Origin of the sequence: Pseudomonas sp. (assembly GCF_030147005.1) — a bacterium.
In the GTDB taxonomy this organism is placed as follows: Bacteria; Pseudomonadota; Gammaproteobacteria; order Pseudomonadales; family Pseudomonadaceae; genus Aquipseudomonas.
In genome coordinates this window covers 1-16,666 of record NZ_JASLAW010000185.1, presented here as the reverse complement: position 1 = coordinate 16,666, position 16,666 = coordinate 1, and the positions used below count along the sequence as shown (strand labels likewise).

Annotated in this window: 13 protein-coding genes; 8 read left to right on the top strand and 5 right to left on the bottom strand. The window is 62.9% G+C overall.

The annotated features are described in order from the left end of the window. From tssM to tagH, 5 genes are all read right to left on the bottom strand, one after another. A partial coding sequence (gene tssM, locus Q1V60_RS17330; protein ID WP_300632780.1) for a type VI secretion system membrane subunit TssM occupies positions 1-1,690 on the bottom strand: 1,690 nt, incomplete at its 3' end. Beyond that, positions 1,687-2,976, bottom strand: coding sequence for a DotU family type VI secretion system protein (locus tag Q1V60_RS17325; protein ID WP_300632779.1), 1,290 nt, complete (start codon positions 2,974-2,976; stop codon positions 1,687-1,689). The genes Q1V60_RS17325 and tssM, both read right to left, overlap by 4 nt. Before the next feature lie 6 nt (positions 2,977-2,982). Beyond that, positions 2,983-4,317 (bottom strand): type VI secretion system baseplate subunit TssK, encoded by a 1,335-nt coding sequence (tssK, locus tag Q1V60_RS17320; RefSeq protein WP_300632777.1) that lies wholly within the window; start codon positions 4,315-4,317, stop codon positions 2,983-2,985. 18 nt (positions 4,318-4,335) lie between these two features. Beyond that, the gene (gene tssJ / locus Q1V60_RS17315) at positions 4,336-4,845 is read right to left on the bottom strand and encodes a type VI secretion system lipoprotein TssJ (protein ID WP_300632774.1); all 510 of its coding nucleotides are present in this window, start codon (positions 4,843-4,845) and stop codon (positions 4,336-4,338) included. A 56-nt stretch (positions 4,846-4,901) separates the two neighbouring features. Further along, positions 4,902-6,230: a type VI secretion system-associated FHA domain protein TagH gene (gene tagH / locus Q1V60_RS17310; RefSeq protein ID WP_300632771.1), complete on the bottom strand. Its 1,329-nt coding sequence runs from the start codon at positions 6,228-6,230 to the stop codon at positions 4,902-4,904. 391 nt (positions 6,231-6,621) lie between these two features. Here tagH and tssA point away from each other — a divergent pair, with 391 nt between their 5' ends. The 8 genes from tssA (at position 6,622) to tssH (ending at position 16,467) form a co-directional block, all read left to right on the top strand. Further along, positions 6,622-7,638, top strand: a complete 1,017-nt coding sequence (gene tssA, locus Q1V60_RS17305; RefSeq protein WP_300632768.1) for a type VI secretion system protein TssA — start codon at positions 6,622-6,624, stop codon at positions 7,636-7,638. Between the two features lie 54 nt (positions 7,639-7,692). After that, positions 7,693-8,199, top strand: coding sequence for a type VI secretion system contractile sheath small subunit (gene tssB / locus Q1V60_RS17300; protein ID WP_010207547.1), 507 nt, complete (start codon positions 7,693-7,695; stop codon positions 8,197-8,199). Positions 8,200-8,201: 2 nt separating this feature from the next. Further along, positions 8,202-9,698 (top strand): type VI secretion system contractile sheath large subunit, encoded by a 1,497-nt coding sequence (tssC, locus tag Q1V60_RS17295; protein ID WP_300632764.1) that lies wholly within the window; start codon positions 8,202-8,204, stop codon positions 9,696-9,698. 176 nt (positions 9,699-9,874) lie between these two features. Beyond that, complete coding sequence (locus Q1V60_RS17290; protein WP_300632761.1) at positions 9,875-10,363, top strand: type VI secretion system tube protein Hcp; 489 nt, start codon at positions 9,875-9,877, stop codon at positions 10,361-10,363. Between the two features lie 78 nt (positions 10,364-10,441). After that, the gene (tssE, locus tag Q1V60_RS17285; RefSeq protein ID WP_300632758.1) at positions 10,442-10,957 is read left to right on the top strand and encodes a type VI secretion system baseplate subunit TssE; all 516 of its coding nucleotides are present in this window, start codon (positions 10,442-10,444) and stop codon (positions 10,955-10,957) included. Beyond that, positions 10,954-12,813, top strand: coding sequence for a type VI secretion system baseplate subunit TssF (gene tssF, locus Q1V60_RS17280; RefSeq protein WP_300632755.1), 1,860 nt, complete (start codon positions 10,954-10,956; stop codon positions 12,811-12,813). Before tssE ends, tssF begins: the two co-directional genes overlap by 4 nt. Beyond that, complete coding sequence (gene tssG / locus Q1V60_RS17275) at positions 12,777-13,820, top strand: type VI secretion system baseplate subunit TssG (protein WP_300632752.1); 1,044 nt, start codon at positions 12,777-12,779, stop codon at positions 13,818-13,820. Before tssF ends, tssG begins: the two co-directional genes overlap by 37 nt. Beyond that, on the top strand, positions 13,813-16,467 hold the full coding sequence (gene tssH / locus Q1V60_RS17270) for a type VI secretion system ATPase TssH (RefSeq protein WP_300632749.1): 2,655 nt from the start codon (positions 13,813-13,815) through the stop codon (positions 16,465-16,467). The genes tssG and tssH overlap by 8 nt, the downstream gene beginning before the upstream one ends. Positions 16,468-16,666: the final 199 nt, after the last annotated feature.

Below are 16,666 nucleotides of genomic sequence, written 5' to 3'. Positions count from 1 at the left end.
GGAAGTCCGAGTTGCCGCCGCCGTGCAGTTGTTCCTCGATGCGGGTGACCAGGCGCGGTGCGAAGACCGCGATAAGCAACTTGCGATACACGCTCGCCGATTCGGCTTCGAGCATGTCGCCCTGGTACAGCCCCAACCCTTCGGACCAGCTCGGCGAATCACCGGCCAGGTTCTTCACCGCGTTGAGCAACGGCAGCACGGCCAAGACTTCACGCTGCGCCGGGCTCAGGTTCTGCACGGTCTGGCCCAGCGGTGCGACCTTCTGGTCGACCTGAGCGATATACGCCTGGTTGGTGCGATAACTCACCCACCACAAGCTGCTGACCACGACCACCAATGCCACGGTAGCCGCAAGTACCCCCCGGGCGATCCACTTGCGCCGGCGCTCGACTTTCGGGTTCACCCCCACCAAGCCCCGCTCGGCAAAGGCCACGGCGGTAAAGAGTTTTTCGATGAAGTAGCTGCGCCCGGTGCCGCTCTGGCGCGCCAGATGTTGGCGGTCCAGGTTCATGCTCTGGGCCATGGCGCCGATCAGGCGGTCAATCGGGCTGCCTTCCTGGGTGCCGCTGGTGAAATACACCCCGCGCAGCAACACGCGCTCTTCAAAGGCATTGGGTTTGAACACGCCTTCTAGGAAGCTTTGCAGGCAGTCCTTCAACGCGCCGAACTGCTGCGGGAAACCGTAGATGAGGTCGCGCCGCGCCGGGTCGCGTTCTTGTTGCAGGCGTTCCACCAGGCGTTCGTTGAGGCGCAGTTCGAGGCCGGCGAATTCGCTTTGCAGGTTCGCCAACGGGCTGTCGCTGTTTTTGCCGTCGTCGAGGGCAAACGTCATGCCCCACACCTGGGCGCGCTCTTCCTTGCTCAGGTTATCGAAGAACTCCATGAAGCCCGGTACCAGGTCGAGCTTGGTCAGCATCAGGTAGATCGGGAAACGCACGCCCAATTGGGTGTACAGCTCCTGGATCCGCAGGCGAATCGCGGCGGCATGGGCTGCGCGCTCGGCGTCTGTGCCCAGCAGCAAATCCGACAGGCTGATGGCGATAAAGGCACCGTCGATAGGCCGGCGCGAGCGCTGCTTTTTCAGCAGGTCGAGAAAGCCCAGCCACGCGGCTTTATCCACCGTGGAGTTACTGTCCTGGGTGGTGTAGCGGCCGGCGGTGTCGAGCAATACGGCCTGGTCGGTAAACCACCAGTCGCAATTACGCGTGCCGCCGACGCCTCGCACCGCACCGGCGCCCAATTGCGCCGCCAGCGGGAAATGCAGCCCGGAATTGACGAGAGCGGTGGTCTTGCCCGAACCCGGAGGGCCGATGATCACGTACCACGGCAGCTCATAAAGGTTGCGGCGTTCGTCGCCACCGAGCTTGGCTTTCTTGAGCAGCGTCAGGGCTTCGTCCATGCGCTGGCGCAGGGTCGACAGCTCTTCGGCGGTTGCGACGCTGTTGGGATCGGCCGGGGTTTCGGCGGCCAGGCTGCGCATCACTTCGGCGGCCTGGCGGCGGGCCTGGATGATGCGCAACACGCGGTAGGCGAGCCACAGCGCGAACACCAGGATGATCAGCGCCCAGCGGCGCCCTTCCGGCACCAGCACGTCGAGCAACGGCCCGACAAACCAGATGATCAGGCTCAGGGCGATCAAACCCAGCACGGGGATCACCCAGCGAATCATGAAACTGAAAAACGCCTTCACTCGACGCCCTCCGCCAATACGGTGATTTCAACCCGACGATTGCGGGCACGGCCTTCGGCAGTAGTGTTGGTCGCCAACGGCTCGGTGTCGCTGCGGCCCTCGGCGCTGAAGCGATCGGCCTGGCCGGTTTTGGCTGCAAGGATGTCCAGCACCGACTTGGCCCGCGCTTCGGACAACGCCCAGTTCGACGGGAAGCGCAGCGTGGCAATCGGGCGGTTGTCGCTGTGGCCGGTGACCCGCACCTGGCCCTTGACCTTGCGGATGGCGTCGGCGATGCGCAGCATCAGCGGCTGGTAGTCATCGACGATGCTGGAGCTGGCGGACGCAAACAGTTCATCGCCACGAATCGTCACCACAGAGCGGTCAACCTTGTCTTCAACGGCCACGCGGCCGGCCTTGATGTCGTCAGCCAGGAACCCGGCCAGACGCGGCCGCTCGATCACTTTTGGCTGCGCCACCGGGCGGTCGATGGCCTGCACCGGGATCTCACCCAGGGCATGGATATTCTTGAACACCGGCTCGGCATCCGAAGCCAGTTTCATGCGCAGGCCGAACAGCAATGCCAGCAACAACGCCAAGCCAATCGCCACAGCGATCCACGGCGGCATGAATTGCGCCAAGCGGTCGCGCGCCACGGTCACGCCGCGCCAGTGCGGCGACAATTCGCGCTCATGCTCGCCACGGGCACTGCGAATCGCCGCTGCCGTGCGCTCACGCAAAGCTTCCAACTGGCTGCGCCCGTCGGTCATCACGCGGTAGCGGCCTTCAAAACCCAGGCACATGCACAGGTACAGCAGCTCCAGCAGGTACAGGCGTTCCCGTGGGCTTTGCAGGCAATGATCGAGCAGCTGGAAGACCTTTTCACCGCCCCAGGCTTCATTGTGTACGGTGATCAGCAAGCTCTGTTTGCCCCAATCGCTGACACTGCCCCAGGGCGTACTCAGCACGGCTTCGTCAAGGGCGGTGCACAGCGCATAACGGGCCAGCAGCACTTCGTTGCGCGCCACACCGGCGGCTTCGGCGCGCTCTTCGAACTGGCGCAGATAAGCCAGCAGCTGCGCGCGCAGGCTGGCCGGCGCCGGGTGCGCGATGGTGCTGCGCAACCGCGTCAGCAAGGCAAGCAGTGGGCCGGCGGCGCTTTCCAGCGGGTTGAGACCCCGGCTTTTGCCGGTGAGCATCGGTGCGGCCGGCACCGACAAAGGCGCCGGTTCGGCACGCGCAGGTGCAGGCTCACGGCCGCCCGGGCGTGGCATGAACTGCGTGCGGTCATCATCATTGGGATGCATCGCGAATTATCCTCGGATCGCCCAGAAAGCCAGGCTCAAGCCCGGGAACTGCCCGGCGATGTGGAAGGCGAAACCGCCGGAATTGCTCAACTGCTGCCAGTGTTCGCTGCCCCGGTCCAGCTCGTAATAGGTGCTGCCCGCGTGGTAGGGCAATTGGCGTGGCGCCACCGGCAACGGCAGCAGGCCGATGCCCGGCAGTTGCAGGTTGACCAGGTCGCGGATGTGCTCCACCGAACCGACCTTGCTCTGCTGGCCGAAGCGCCCGCGCAGGGTTTCGCCGGGTACATCGGCACGCACCACCAGGATGAAACTGGCGCTGTCGAGCAGGGTCTTGTCGGCCAGCATCGCCACACGAATGCCGTAGGCCTTCTCCACAATCGGGATCGGTGTGGCCTTACTGTCGATCAACATCGACAGCGCTTCACGCAGGGCCGCCATCACCGGCGAGAAGCTCAGCGCCAGATCGTCGTGCTGGTACTGCGGGTATTCCTGGGGGCGACGGCCTGAGGTGGAAAACGTCGAAAACTCACCGGCAAGGCTCACCAGCTCGCTGAAGAAGCGCTCCGGGTGCAATGGGCTCAACTGGCTCAAATGCTGGATCAGCGGCTGGGCGCGGTTGACCAGTTGCAGCAGCATGAAGTCGGCGATTTCCGATGCACCACCGGCACCCGACGCAACAACGCGCCCGGCGAGCGCTTCGCCACGCTGGTGCAGCAGGCCCAGCAGTTCGCTGCGAAAGGCCGTCAGCGGTTTGCTCGCGGCCACGTCCAGCACCGGCGGAATGTAGCTGTCATCAAGCACCAGTGCGCGGTCGGCGCGCTTTTCCTTGATGCGCACCAGGCCGATGGCGGCGTAGTCGCTGATGCCGTCCTGCGTGGTCAGCAAGCGCAACGCCCGCGAGCCCACGGCCACCGGCGCGCGGTTTTCAAATGGCGCGTTGTCGTCGCGCACTTCGCGTACCTGGCTCACGTATCGCGCGGCTTCCAGGGGTTCGCCTTCATCCACCGTATCGCGGGCGCCGGCGCGCTTGAGCGGCAGCGCCAGGTACACCAGGCCGTCGCGCAGGTTGTCGTCGATATTCAACGGGCTCGGCGCCAGGTCGTCCTGGGGAATATTGAACGGCGTGCCGTCAGGCAGCAGGCCGCGTGCCGACACGATTGCCAGCTTGCCCTGGGCCAGCAGGCCCTGGTCGATCAGCAACTCGGAAAACCCCCAGGCGCCTGCGCACAGCGGGCGGTTGCGGGCGTCGATCAGGTTTTCCAGATAACGGTCATGCTGCTGGAAGTGCTGCGTTCCGATGAACATGCCTTCCGACCAGACCACGCGATTGTTCCAGGACATGGGGGCTCCGATTGCTTGTTATTGGGCTGGGCTGGAGGGGGTAGCCACGATGTCTGCGCGCACGGCACGCACATCGAGGCTGATCTGATATTCGGTGTATTGGCGCGGCGGCACGTTGATCACGGTGCGCCATTGCGCGCGGTCCAGCTCGCGATAGCCCACCAGCAGGCCGATCTGCCGCGTGGCCGGGTCGAGATCGCGCTGAATGCTCAGTTGCTGGCCGGGCTGGATCACCACTTCGTCCTGGTCCAGCAGGTCCAGGCCAAGCGTGGCTTGCGCACGATCAGCCAGGGCGAAGTAATCGGAGCGCGCGAAAGTGGCGGCGTTTTTCAGCTCGAAAATGCGCACCCGTACCGGCGCGGCCTGGCCGTTGGCGCCGGGGTTGAGCCCGGCAATTGCATGAAAATGCAATTCGACGGCGGCCGTGTCCGCTTCAACTTCGGCGGCGGCTTCGGGTTTGACCGCGTCCTTGGCACACGCCGTCAGCCACAGCGCGGTGGCGGCTATAAGTAAAAACCTGGGAATCATCCTGCGTCCTCAATGACGTGCTGAGCTATCCGTTTTTTCCATCACTGCGACGCGGTTCAGCGTCGCTGTCGCGCACTGTGCGCTTCGTAGGCCCGGCTGAATTCACGGCCGAACAGGTCCTGGAAGTCTTCCTGGGCCTCACGGGAAATATTGCTGTAGAGCTCGGTAAATTGCTGCCAGTACTGGGCCTGGCGCGAGCCGTTGAAAATACTTGAGAGGCCACCGGGTTTGCCCATGCGCTCTTCCAACTGCGCCGGTTCAAAACGCAGGAGCAAGTGCTTGAGCGCGGCTTCCACGCCGGCCATCACCGCCAGCTGGTGCGCGCGCAGGTCGTCGAAGCTGTCACGCACGGCGACGTCGGGTGCCATAAATGCCTGGTTGCCGTGACGAAGCAGCAGCAGTAATGCCTCGTCGGCATTCGGGGCGAACTTCAACGGATTGTTTTCGGCGGGGCGGATCATGGTCTGCTGCATGCGAAATTCGCCCTTGAGGCTGGCGCGGGCACGCAACACGTCGATCAGGCCCTCGACCATCAGACGGTAGCTGCGGCCGATGCTTTCCATCTGGGCGCTGGCATCGGCTTGGTCGAGACGCAACTGATCCAGGCCGGCACCGCGCAGGAAGGCTTGCAGAAGGTCGGGTTGTTGCTGAACGTCGCCGACGGGGAGCGCAACAGGCTCGACCAAGGGAGGCGGTGCACTCATCGGTGCGGGGGGCGGCGCGACATTGGCAAGCGGCGCGGGCGCATCGCCAAACAAGTCCCAGTCTTCGGGAATAACCGAACCTTGCACCGCCGGTGCGTCGGCAACCGGCACGGCTACCGGAGCCGGTGGACGAAAGTCGTGTTGTTCGCACGGCACGTGGTCAGCCACGGTGGGCGGTGGCACGGCAGTCGGGCTGAGGAAGTCGAACAGGTCCGGCAGGGTCTCCATCGACGAGGCACCGTGAAACTGCGGCGCGATCATTGGCGCGGGTGCCGGCGTGCCCGCGACGGCGCCCATCAGCGCTTCAAAACTGTTCGGCGAATCACCGGCAAAGGGCTGGCTGCCGACGGCCTGCACGTTGAAGTCGATGCGCGCCTGGATTTCGTAATCGCCGATGCGGATCAGCTCGCCATCCTGCAGCGGCTCGCTGTTACCCCGGCGCAAACGGACACCGGCGTTAACCAGTTCCACTCCATTTGTGCTGTTATCGGTCAAGTAATAGCGGCCATCTTTGTACTGGATAACGCAATGCTGGGAGGAGACGAGGCGCTCGGGGTCGGGCAATACCCAGTCGTTTTCCGAACTGCGGCCGATCGCGAGCGAGCCCTGGCTCATGGACTTTTCGGAGCACTGCCCAGGGGTAATCTTGTGATAACTAGTGATAGTCAAGCACAGCGACATCTTGCCTCCTTGCTGATACATCGCGCGCGGTCGATCCAGGGCGTACGCTAGCCTGAATATCGCCGCCAGGTCGCGGAAAACACCCGCCTAATCCGCATTTGCCAGCATGATCGCTGATCTTATCCGGCTTGCATGACAAAAATCCTCTACGGGCGTGCTGTTCGACCCGCCAGTCGCGCAGGTTGTTAAGCACCGCACATCTGTCACAGAGGGCGAATAGCTTACCTTGACAAGGGATAAGTACTACACCAAAAATGCACAACTTCTTAAACATCAGTAGTGGCACATTAGTGGCCCCCTGAAGCTTATACCAAGAAGACGTGCAAAGTTCACCGCGAAACTAATGCATGCATTGTCCGACATCTTACGGGCTGATAGGGAGATCGATTCAGTGGATGTGCCGTTGCTGCTCACCGCCGTTTCTGCGACTTCGCCGTGTGGCGAAGACATGGAATATGACGCGCAATTTCTGCAATTGGAACGTGATGCCAAGGGCCAACCCGAGCGCAGCATGGGCGACTCGACCCTGCCCGCCGAGCCGCCTGACTGGCGCAGCATCCAGCAGCAGAGCCTCGACCTATTGCAGCGCAGCAAAGACCTGCGCATCACTCATTTCCTGCTGCAAAGCACCCTTGCCCTCCAGGGCGTGGCCGGCCTGGCCGAAGCGCTGACGCTGATCGACGCGTTGCTGCGTGATTACTGGGCCGACCTGCACCCGCGCCTGGATGCCGATGACGATAATGACCCCACCGTACGCATCAATGCCCTCACGGGGATGACCTGCGACACCAATATTCGCCTGCTGCGCGAAAGCATCCTCACGCGCTCACGCACCTTCGGCCCCGTAACCCTGCGCGCGGCGCTCAACGCCAGCGGTCTGTTGAGCTTCCCCGATGAACAACTCGGTGCCCAGCAACTCAACGCCGCATTCCTCGACAGCGACCCGGAGCAACTGCAAGCCACCCGCGACGCGCTGATTGCAGCGCGCGGTGCCTGCGAGGCCATCGAACAACAGGTCAACGAGCAGGTCGGTTCCGCCCAGGGCGTAGACCTCAGTGCGCTGAAGCAGCCGCTCAAACAGGCTCTGCAACTTCTCAATCAGGCAGTGCCCGGCACCGACGGCAGCGAACCCGAGGCCGTCAGTGAAGACCACGCCCCCTCGGTGGACCACGCCGTGGCCCTCGCCGCACCGCGTCCGGCCGGCGATATCGCCAGCCGCGATGACGTGCTGCGCAGCCTCGACAAGATCCTTGCGTATTACACCCGGCACGAGCCTTCGAGCCCGCTGCCGGTGTTGTTGAACCGGGCGAAGAATCTGGTGCACGCCGACTTCGCGGCCATCGTGCGCAATCTGATTCCCGACGGCATGTCCCAATTTGAAAACCTGCGCGGCCCGGACAGCGACTAAGCCGCCGGACCGTGCAGTAACAACACCGTCGCTCAAGCGACCAGGAGCAGCAACGTGGCGAAGCAAAGTTCTCAGAAATTCATCGCGCGCAACCGTGCGCCTCGAGTGCAGATCGAGTACGACGTCGAGCTCTACGGCGCCGAGAAAAAGGTCCAGCTGCCCTTCGTGATGGGCGTGATGGCCGACCTTGCCGGCAAGCCTGCCGAGCCTCTGGCTCCCGTGGCCGACCGCAAGTTCCTTGAAGTGGACGTCGACAACTTCGACTCCCGCCTCAAGGCCATGCAGCCACGCGTGGCGTTCCACGTACCCAATGAGCTGACAGGCGAAGGCAACCTGAGCCTGGACATCACCTTCGAAAGCATGGACGACTTCAGCCCGGCCGCCGTGGCGCGCAAGGTCGACTCGTTGAACCAGTTGCTCGAAGCCCGCACCCAGCTGGCCAACCTGCTGACCTACATGGACGGCAAGACCGGCGCTGAAGAAATCATCATGAAGGCGATCAAGGACCCGGCACTGCTCCAGGCACTTGCCAGTGCACCTAAGCCTGCAGGGGACCAGTAATCATGACTGACACTACCGCCCGCGAAGGCAGCCAGATTCTGGGTGCCACCGAAGAAGCCAGCGAGTTCGCCTCGCTGTTGATGCAAGAATTCAAGCCCAAGACCGAGCGCGCCCGCGAAGCCGTGGAAACCGCCGTGCGCACCCTGGCCGAACAGGCCCTGGCGCAGACCGATCTGGTGTCCAACGACGCGATCAAATCGATCGAGTCAATCATCGCCGCCATCGACGCCAAGCTGACTGCCCAGGTAAATCAGATCATTCACCACCAGGATTTCCAGCAGCTGGAAAGCGCCTGGCGTGGCCTGCATTACCTGGTCAACAACACCGAGAGCGATGAGCAGCTGAAGATCCGCGTGCTCAACATCTCCAAACCGGACCTGCACAAGACCCTGAAGAAATTCAAAGGGACTTCGTGGGACCAGAGCCCGATCTTCAAGAAGATGTACGAAGAAGAATACGGCCAGTTCGGCGGCGAACCGTACGGCTGCCTGGTGGGTGACTACTACTTCGACCAGTCGCCGCCGGATGTGGAATTGCTGGGCGAGCTGTCGAAAGTCTGCGCCGCCATGCATTCGCCGTTCATCGCTGCCGCATCGCCAACCGTAATGGGCATGGGCTCCTGGCAAGAACTGTCGAACCCGCGCGATCTGACCAAGATCTTCACCACCCCGGAATACGCCGGCTGGCGCTCGCTGCGTGAATCGGAAGACTCACGCTACATCGGCCTGACCATGCCGCGCTTCCTCGCACGCCTGCCGTACGGCGCCAAGACCGACCCGGTGGAAGCCTTCGCCTTCGAAGAAAACACCGACGGCGCCGACAGCTCCAAGTACACCTGGGCCAACGCCGCATACGCGATGGCAGTGAACATCAACCGGTCGTTCAAGCACTACGGCTGGTGCTCGCGCATCCGTGGCATCGAGTCCGGCGGCGAAGTGGAAAACCTGCCGGCCCACACGTTCCCTACCGATGACGGTGGCGTGGACATGAAGTGCCCGACCGAAATCGCCATCAGCGACCGCCGTGAAGCGGAGCTGGCGAAGAACGGTTTCATGCCGCTGCTGCACAAGAAAAACACCGATTTCGCCGCGTTCATCGGCGCCCAGTCGTTGCAGAAACCGGCCGAATACGATGACCCGGACGCCACCGCCAACGCCAACCTGGCCGCGCGCCTGCCGTACCTGTTCGCCACTTGCCGCTTCGCGCATTACTTGAAGTGCATCGTGCGCGACAAGATCGGTTCCTTCAAAGAGAAGGACGAGATGCAGCGCTGGTTGCAGGACTGGATCCTCAACTACGTCGACGGGGATCCTGCACACTCCACCGAAACCACCAAGGCCCAGCATCCATTGGCAGCCGCCGAAGTGATCGTGGAAGAAGTCGAAGGCAACCCGGGGTATTACAACTCCAAGTTCTACCTGCGCCCGCACTACCAGCTCGAAGGGCTGACGGTGTCGTTGCGCCTGGTATCGAAGTTGCCTTCCGCTAAAGGCGCATAAGAAATCGGGACCGGCTCGCTCTCTGTAGGAGCGAGCTTGCTCGCGAAAAACTTAAAGGCGCCGCGTTCATTCAGGATGCCCGCTTCATCGTTGCCGACCTTCGCGAGCAAGCTCGCTCCTACAGCGGTCGGCGGCGTTAATAAAATTCAGTGGCTTGGGCCACACAGGGAGAAATCATGGCTGTTGATATTTTCATCAAGATCGGCGACATCAAGGGCGAGTCCATGGACAAGGCCCACAAGGACGAAATCGACGTGCTGAGCTGGAGCTGGGGCATGGCCCAGTCCGGCAACATGCATGTGGGCGGTGGCGGCGGCGCGGGCAAGGTGAATATCCAGGACCTGTCGCTGACCAAGTACGTCGACAAGGCTTCGCCTAACCTGATGATGCACTGCGCCAGCGGCAAGCACATCGACAAGGTCAAGCTGACCGTGCGCAAGGCCGGTGGCGAAAGCCAGGTCGAGTACATGGTGATCAACCTGGAAGAAGTACTGGTCACGTCCCTGAGCACCGGCGGTTCGGGCGGCGAAGATCGCCTGACCGAGAACGTCACCTTGAACTTCGCCCAAGTGTTGGTCGACTACCAGCCGCAGAAAGCCGACGGCACCAAAGACGGCGGCCCGGTCAAGTTTGGCTGGAACATCCGTTCCAACACCAAGCGCTGATAGCTCTGGTGGCCGTGGCTGCGCGCCACGGCCCCAGGGATCCCGTTACTCTCGCAACCCGTCCGTGGAGCTGCTTTGGTGGTAACTGAAATCGCTTCCCGCGACCGTCTGCAACCGTCCCTGCTGGACCGGTTGACCGACGACGACCCAACCAATCCCAAGGAAAGCGCCGACAAACGCGTGCTGTCCCTGACTCAATTGAAAGCCTCGGTATTGCGTGATCTGGCGTGGCTGCTCAACACCACATCGTTACTCGATGCCGATGCGACGCTGCACACCCCGGCCGGAACTTCGGTGGTCAATTACGGCCTGCCGGCGCTGGCGGGCAACAGTGTTTCCAGCGTCGATATCAAGGCGCTTGAGGCGTTGATCTACCAAGCCATCGCTACGTTCGAGCCGCGCATTTTGCGCCACACGCTGCGCGTCAAAGCCCGCGTCGGCCAAGGTGAGATGGACCACAACGCCTTGAGTTTCGAGATCGAAGGCGACCTGTGGGCCCAGCCAGTGCCGCTGCGCCTGTTGCTGCAAACCGACCTCGACCTGGAATCCGGCCACGTACGCGTGCTCAACGCAGACCAGCGGAGGCGCCCATGAACCCGCGCCTGCTGGAGCTGTACAACCAGGAGCTGCACCACGTGCGCGAAAGCGCCGCCGAGTTCGCCAGGGAATACCCGAAGATCGCCAGTCGGCTGACCCTGTCCGGCATGGACTGCGCCGACCCGTACGTCGAACGCTTGCTCGAAGGCTTTGCCTACCTCACGGCCCGCGTGCAGCTCAAGCTCGACGCCGAGTACCCGACTTTCACCCACAACCTGCTGGAAATCGCCTACCCGCACTACTTGGCGCCAACGCCGTCGATGACCGTGGTCCAGCTGCAGACCGACCCCGATGAAGGCTCCCTCGCCGGCGGTTTCCCCCTGCCCCGCGACACGATACTGCGCGCCGCCCTTAGCCGCGAAACCCAGACCTGCTGCGAGTACCGCACCGCACACCCGGTGACGCTGTGGCCGTTACAGGTCAGCAATGCCGAATACTTCGGCAACCCCGCCGCCGTGCTCGGCCGCCTCGCCGCCAGCGAACCGAAAGCCAAGGCCGGTCTGCGCCTGACCCTACGCACCGGCTCCGAATTGCCGTTCAACAGCCTCGACCTGGATAACCTGCCGCTGTACCTCAGCGGGGCCGATGAGCAACCGTTCCGCCTTTACGAACAACTGCTGGGCAATGCCTGCGCAGTGTTCGCACGCAAGCCCGGTGGCGACTGGGTTGAACGCCTGCCTCAAGACGCGTTGCGCTCACGCGGTTTCGACGATGCCGACGCAGCGATGCCGGTGGTGGCGCGGGCGTTCCAGGGTTATCGGCTGCTGCAGGAATACTTCGCCCTGCCCCACCGTTTCCTGTTTATCGAATTTGCTGAACTGAGCCGCGCGGTCAAGCGTTGCGACGGCCAGGAACTGGAGTTGATCGTACTGTTCGATCGTCACGAGCCAAGCCTGGAAGGCAGCGTCGGCGCGGCGCAGTTCCTGCCCTTCTGCACGCCGGCGATCAACCTGTTCCCGAAACGCGTGGACCGTATTCATTTGTCTGACCGGGTCAACGAACACCATGTGATCGCCGACCGCACGCGACCGATGGATTTCGAGATTCACTCCCTGAGCGGCATCACTGGCCACGGCACCGGGCCGGAGCAGCCGTTTTTACCGTTTTACGCCGTGCGCGATCCCTCTCGTTATGGGCGCGACCTGGCCTATTACACGGTGCGCCGCGAACCGCGCGTGCTTTCCAGCGATCAGCGCCGTAACGGCCCGCGTTCCACCTATGTGGGCAGCGAAACCTTCGTAAGCCTGGTGGACAGCCGACAAGCACCCTATGGCCATAACCTGCGCCAGCTCGGCGTGACGGCGCTGTGCACCAACCGCGACTTGCCGCTGTTCATGAGCGTGGGCAACGGCAAGACCGATTTCACCCTGGCCGACAGCGCCCCGGTGCTTTCTGTGCGTTGCGTCGCAGCCCCCAGCCGCCCACGCGCCAGCCATGCCCACGACGCCAAGGCCTGGCGTCTGATCAGCCAGTTGTCGCTCAATTACCTTTCCTTAAGCGAACAGGGCCAGGGGGCCGGGGCGTTGCGTGAACTGTTGCGCCTGTACGGCGACAGCAACGACGCCGCGCTTCAATTGCAGATTGAAGGCTTGCGCGAAGTCAGCAGCAAAGCCGTGACCCGACGCCTGCCGATGCCCGGCCCGATTGTGTTTGGCCGTGGCCTGGAAATTACTTTGGAATTCGATGAAAACGCGTTCCGCGGCACCGGCGTGTTCCTGCTCGGTGCGGTGCTGGAACGCTTCCTGGCACGCTACGTGTCGATCAACAGTTTTACCGAGACGGTGATCCGTACCACCGAACGCGGCGAGATCATGCGATGGAAAGCCAAGCCCGGACGGCGTCCGACCCTGTGAGTACCCTGGACGCGATGCACCAGGAGCCCTGGGAATATGACTTCTTCCAGGCGCTGCGGCGTATCGAGTGCGAATCGCCGGAGCTGCCGCGCCTGGGCCATTCCCTGCGTCTGGCGGATGACCCGCTGCGCCTGGGGCAACAGGCCGATTGCACCTTCGCCCCGGCCACCCTGGCGTCGGTCGACCCTGGGGGCGACGGCAAGCCGGCGCGGATGGAGCAATTTTTCTTCGGCCTCGGCGGCCCGAACGGCCCGCTGCCGCTGCATATCACCGAGTACGTGCGCGAGCGCCAGCGCCACAACGCCGACAGCACCAGCAAGCAGTTCCTGGATGTGTTCCACCATCGCCTGCTGACCTTGTTCTACCGGGCCTGGGCCGAGGCACGGCCGACGGTCAGCCATGACCGGCCGGACGATGACTACTGGTCCGCACGCCTGGCCGCCTTGAGTGGCCGCGGCATGCCCAGCTTGCTCAACCAAGGGTTGATTCCCGACACGGCGAAGCTGCATTACAGCGGTCACCTGTCGGCGCAAACCCGCTACCCGGATGGCTTGAAGGCCATCCTCAGCGGGTACTTCGGTTTGCCGGTGGCGATCGAAGAATACGTCGGCCAATGGCTGGAGCTGCCCGAACGCAGCCGCGTCGGCGTGAGCGCCACCCGGCTGGGCGTGGATTTCTGCCTGGGCAACCATGTGTGGGACCGCCAGCACAAATTCCGTATTCGCCTCGGGCCGCTGAAACTCGACGACTACATGGGCATGCTGCCCGGCCACCAGCCGTTCAACGAACTGGTGGCGTGGGTGGCCGAGTACCTGGGCCATGAACTGGACTGGGACTTGAATCTGGTTTTGCAACAGCCCGAAGTTCCGACGCTGCAACTCAACGGCCAGTTCCGCCTGGGCTTCAACACCTGGCTCGGCCGGCCTGCGCATGACGCCAACGACCTAATCCTGGCCCGGCACTACGCCGATCACGCCACCACCTCAAGGAATCCAGAGCATGGGTGAAATCAGTCGCGCCGCACTGTTCGGCAAACTCAACAGCGTGGCCTACAAGGCCATCGAAGCCGCCACCGTGTTCTGCAAACTGCGGGGCAATCCGTATGTGGAACTGGCTCACTGGTTTCACCAGTTGCTGCAACTGCAAGACTCGGACCTGCACCGCATCATCCGCCAGTTCAACGTAGAACCGGCACGCCTGGCCCGTGATCTCACCGAAGCGCTGGACCGCCTGCCACGCGGCTCGACCTCGATCACCGACCTGTCGTCCCATGTGGAAGAAGCCGTTGAACGCGGTTGGGTGTACGGCAGCCTGATGTTCGGCGAAAGCCAGGTGCGCACCGGTTACCTGGTGCTGGGCATTCTGAAAACACCGAGCCTGCGCCATGCGCTGCTGGGCTTGTCGGCCGAATTCGACAAGATCAAGCCCGAGGCCCTGAGCGAGCGCTTTGACGAATACGTCGGCGACTCGCCCGAAAACGCCCTCGGCGCCAGCGACGGCTTCAATGCCGGTGCTCCCGGCGAAGCAAGCGGCGCCATGGCCCCCAGCGCGATGGGCAAACAGGAAGCGCTCAAGCGTTTTACTGTCGACCTGACCGAACAGGCCCGCAGCGGCAAGCTCGACCCTATCGTCGGCCGTGATGAAGAGATCCGCCAGCTGGTGGACATCCTCATGCGTCGTCGCCAGAACAACCCGATCCTCACCGGTGAAGCCGGCGTGGGCAAGACCGCCGTCGTCGAAGGTTTCGCCCTGCGCATCGTCGCCGGTGACGTGCCGCCGGCGCTCAAGGACGTGGAATTGCGCAGCCTCGATGTGGGCCTGCTGCAAGCCGGCGCCAGCATGAAAGGCGAGTTTGAGCAGCGCCTACGTCAGGTCATTGAAGATGTGCAGGCCTCGCCCAAGCCGATCATCCTGTTTATCGACGAAGCCCACACCCTGGTGGGCGCCGGCGGTGCCGCCGGCACGGGCGATGCGGCCAACCTGCTCAAACCCGCCCTCGCCCGTGGCACCTTGCGCACCGTGGCCGCCACCACCTGGGCCGAGTACAAAAAGCACATCGAAAAAGACCCGGCGCTGACCCGCCGCTTCCAAGTGGTACAGGTGGCCGAGCCATCGGAAGACAAGGCGCTGCTGATGATGCGCGGCGTGGCCTCGACCATGGAAAAACACCACCAGGTGCAGATCCTTGATGAAGCCCTGGAAGCCTCGGTGAAACTGTCCCACCGCTACATTCCGGCACGCCAGTTGCCGGACAAATCCGTCAGCCTGCTGGACACCGCCTGCGCCCGCGTCGCCATCAGCCTGCACGCGGTGCCGGCCGAAGTGGACGACAGCCGCCGCCGTATCGAAGCGCTGGAAACCGAACTGCAGATCATCGCCCGCGAACACGCCATCGGCATTGCAATTGGCGCACGCCAAACCAACAGCGAAGCGTTGCTGAGCACCGAGCGTGAACGCCTGGCCACGCTGGAAAGCCGTTGGGCCGAAGAAAAGACCCTGGTCGATGAACTGCTCGCCACCCGTGCGACCTTGCGCGAAAAGGCCGGCGTTGTAGACAGCGGCGACGACCAATTGCGCGCCCAACTGGTCGACCTGCAACAGCGCCTCACCGCGCTCCAGGGCGAAAGCCCGCTGATCCTGCCGACCGTGGACTACCAGGCCGTGGCCTCGGTAGTCGCCGACTGGACCGGCATCCCGGTGGGCCGCATGGCGCGCAATGAGCTGGAAACGGTGCTCAACCTCGACCAGCACCTGAAAAAACGCATCATCGGCCAGGACCATGCCTTGCAGATGATCGCCAAGCGCATCCAGACCTCCCGTGCCGGCCTCGACAACCCGAGCAAGCCGATTGGCGTGTTCATGCTGGCCGGCACCTCCGGCGTGGGCAAGACCGAAACCGCCCTGGCCCTGGCCGAAGCCATGTACGGCGGTGAGCAGAACGTCATCACCATCAACATGAGCGAGTTCCAGGAAGCCCACACCGTGTCCACCCTCAAGGGTGCGCCACCGGGCTATATCGGCTACGGCGAAGGCGGTGTGCTGACCGAAGCGGTGCGGCGCAAACCCTACAGCGTAGTGCTGCTGGACGAGGTGGAAAAAGCCCACCCGGACGTGCATGAAATCTTCTTCCAGGTGTTTGACAAAGGCGTGATGGAAGACGGCGAAGGCCGGGTGATCGACTTCAAGAACACCCTGATCCTGCTCACCACCAACGCCGGTACCGAGTTGATTTCCCAGGTCTGCAAAGACCCGGCGAACATGCCAGAGCCGGAGGAAATCGCCAAGGCCCTGCGCCAGCCGCTGCTGGAGATCTTCCCGCCGGCGCTGCTCGGCCGCCTGGTGACCATTCCGTACTACCCGCTGAGCGACGAGATGCTCAAGGCGATCACTCGCCTGCAACTGAACCGCATCAAGAAGCGCGTGGAGAATACCCACAAGGTGGCCTTCGAGTACGACGACGCGGTGGTCGACCTGATCGTCTCACGCTGCACCGAAACCGAAAGCGGCGGACGCATGATCGACACCATCTTGACCAACAGCCTGCTGCCGGACATGAGCCGTGAATTCCTCACGCGCATGCTGGAAGGCAAGGCGCTGGCGGGGGTGCGGATCAGCAACCGGGATAATGAATTGCACTACCAGTTCAACGATTGACCTGACGGAACACGATTAGAAAACGTGGGAGCGGGCTTGCTCGCGAATGCGGTGAATCAGCCGCCGAATGCATCAACTGATACACCGCATTCGCGAGCAAGCCCGCTCCCACGTTTTCTAATCGTGTTCCGTCAGGTCAATCGTTGAACTGGTAGTGCAATTCATTATCCCGGTTGCTGATCCGCACCCCCGCCAGCGC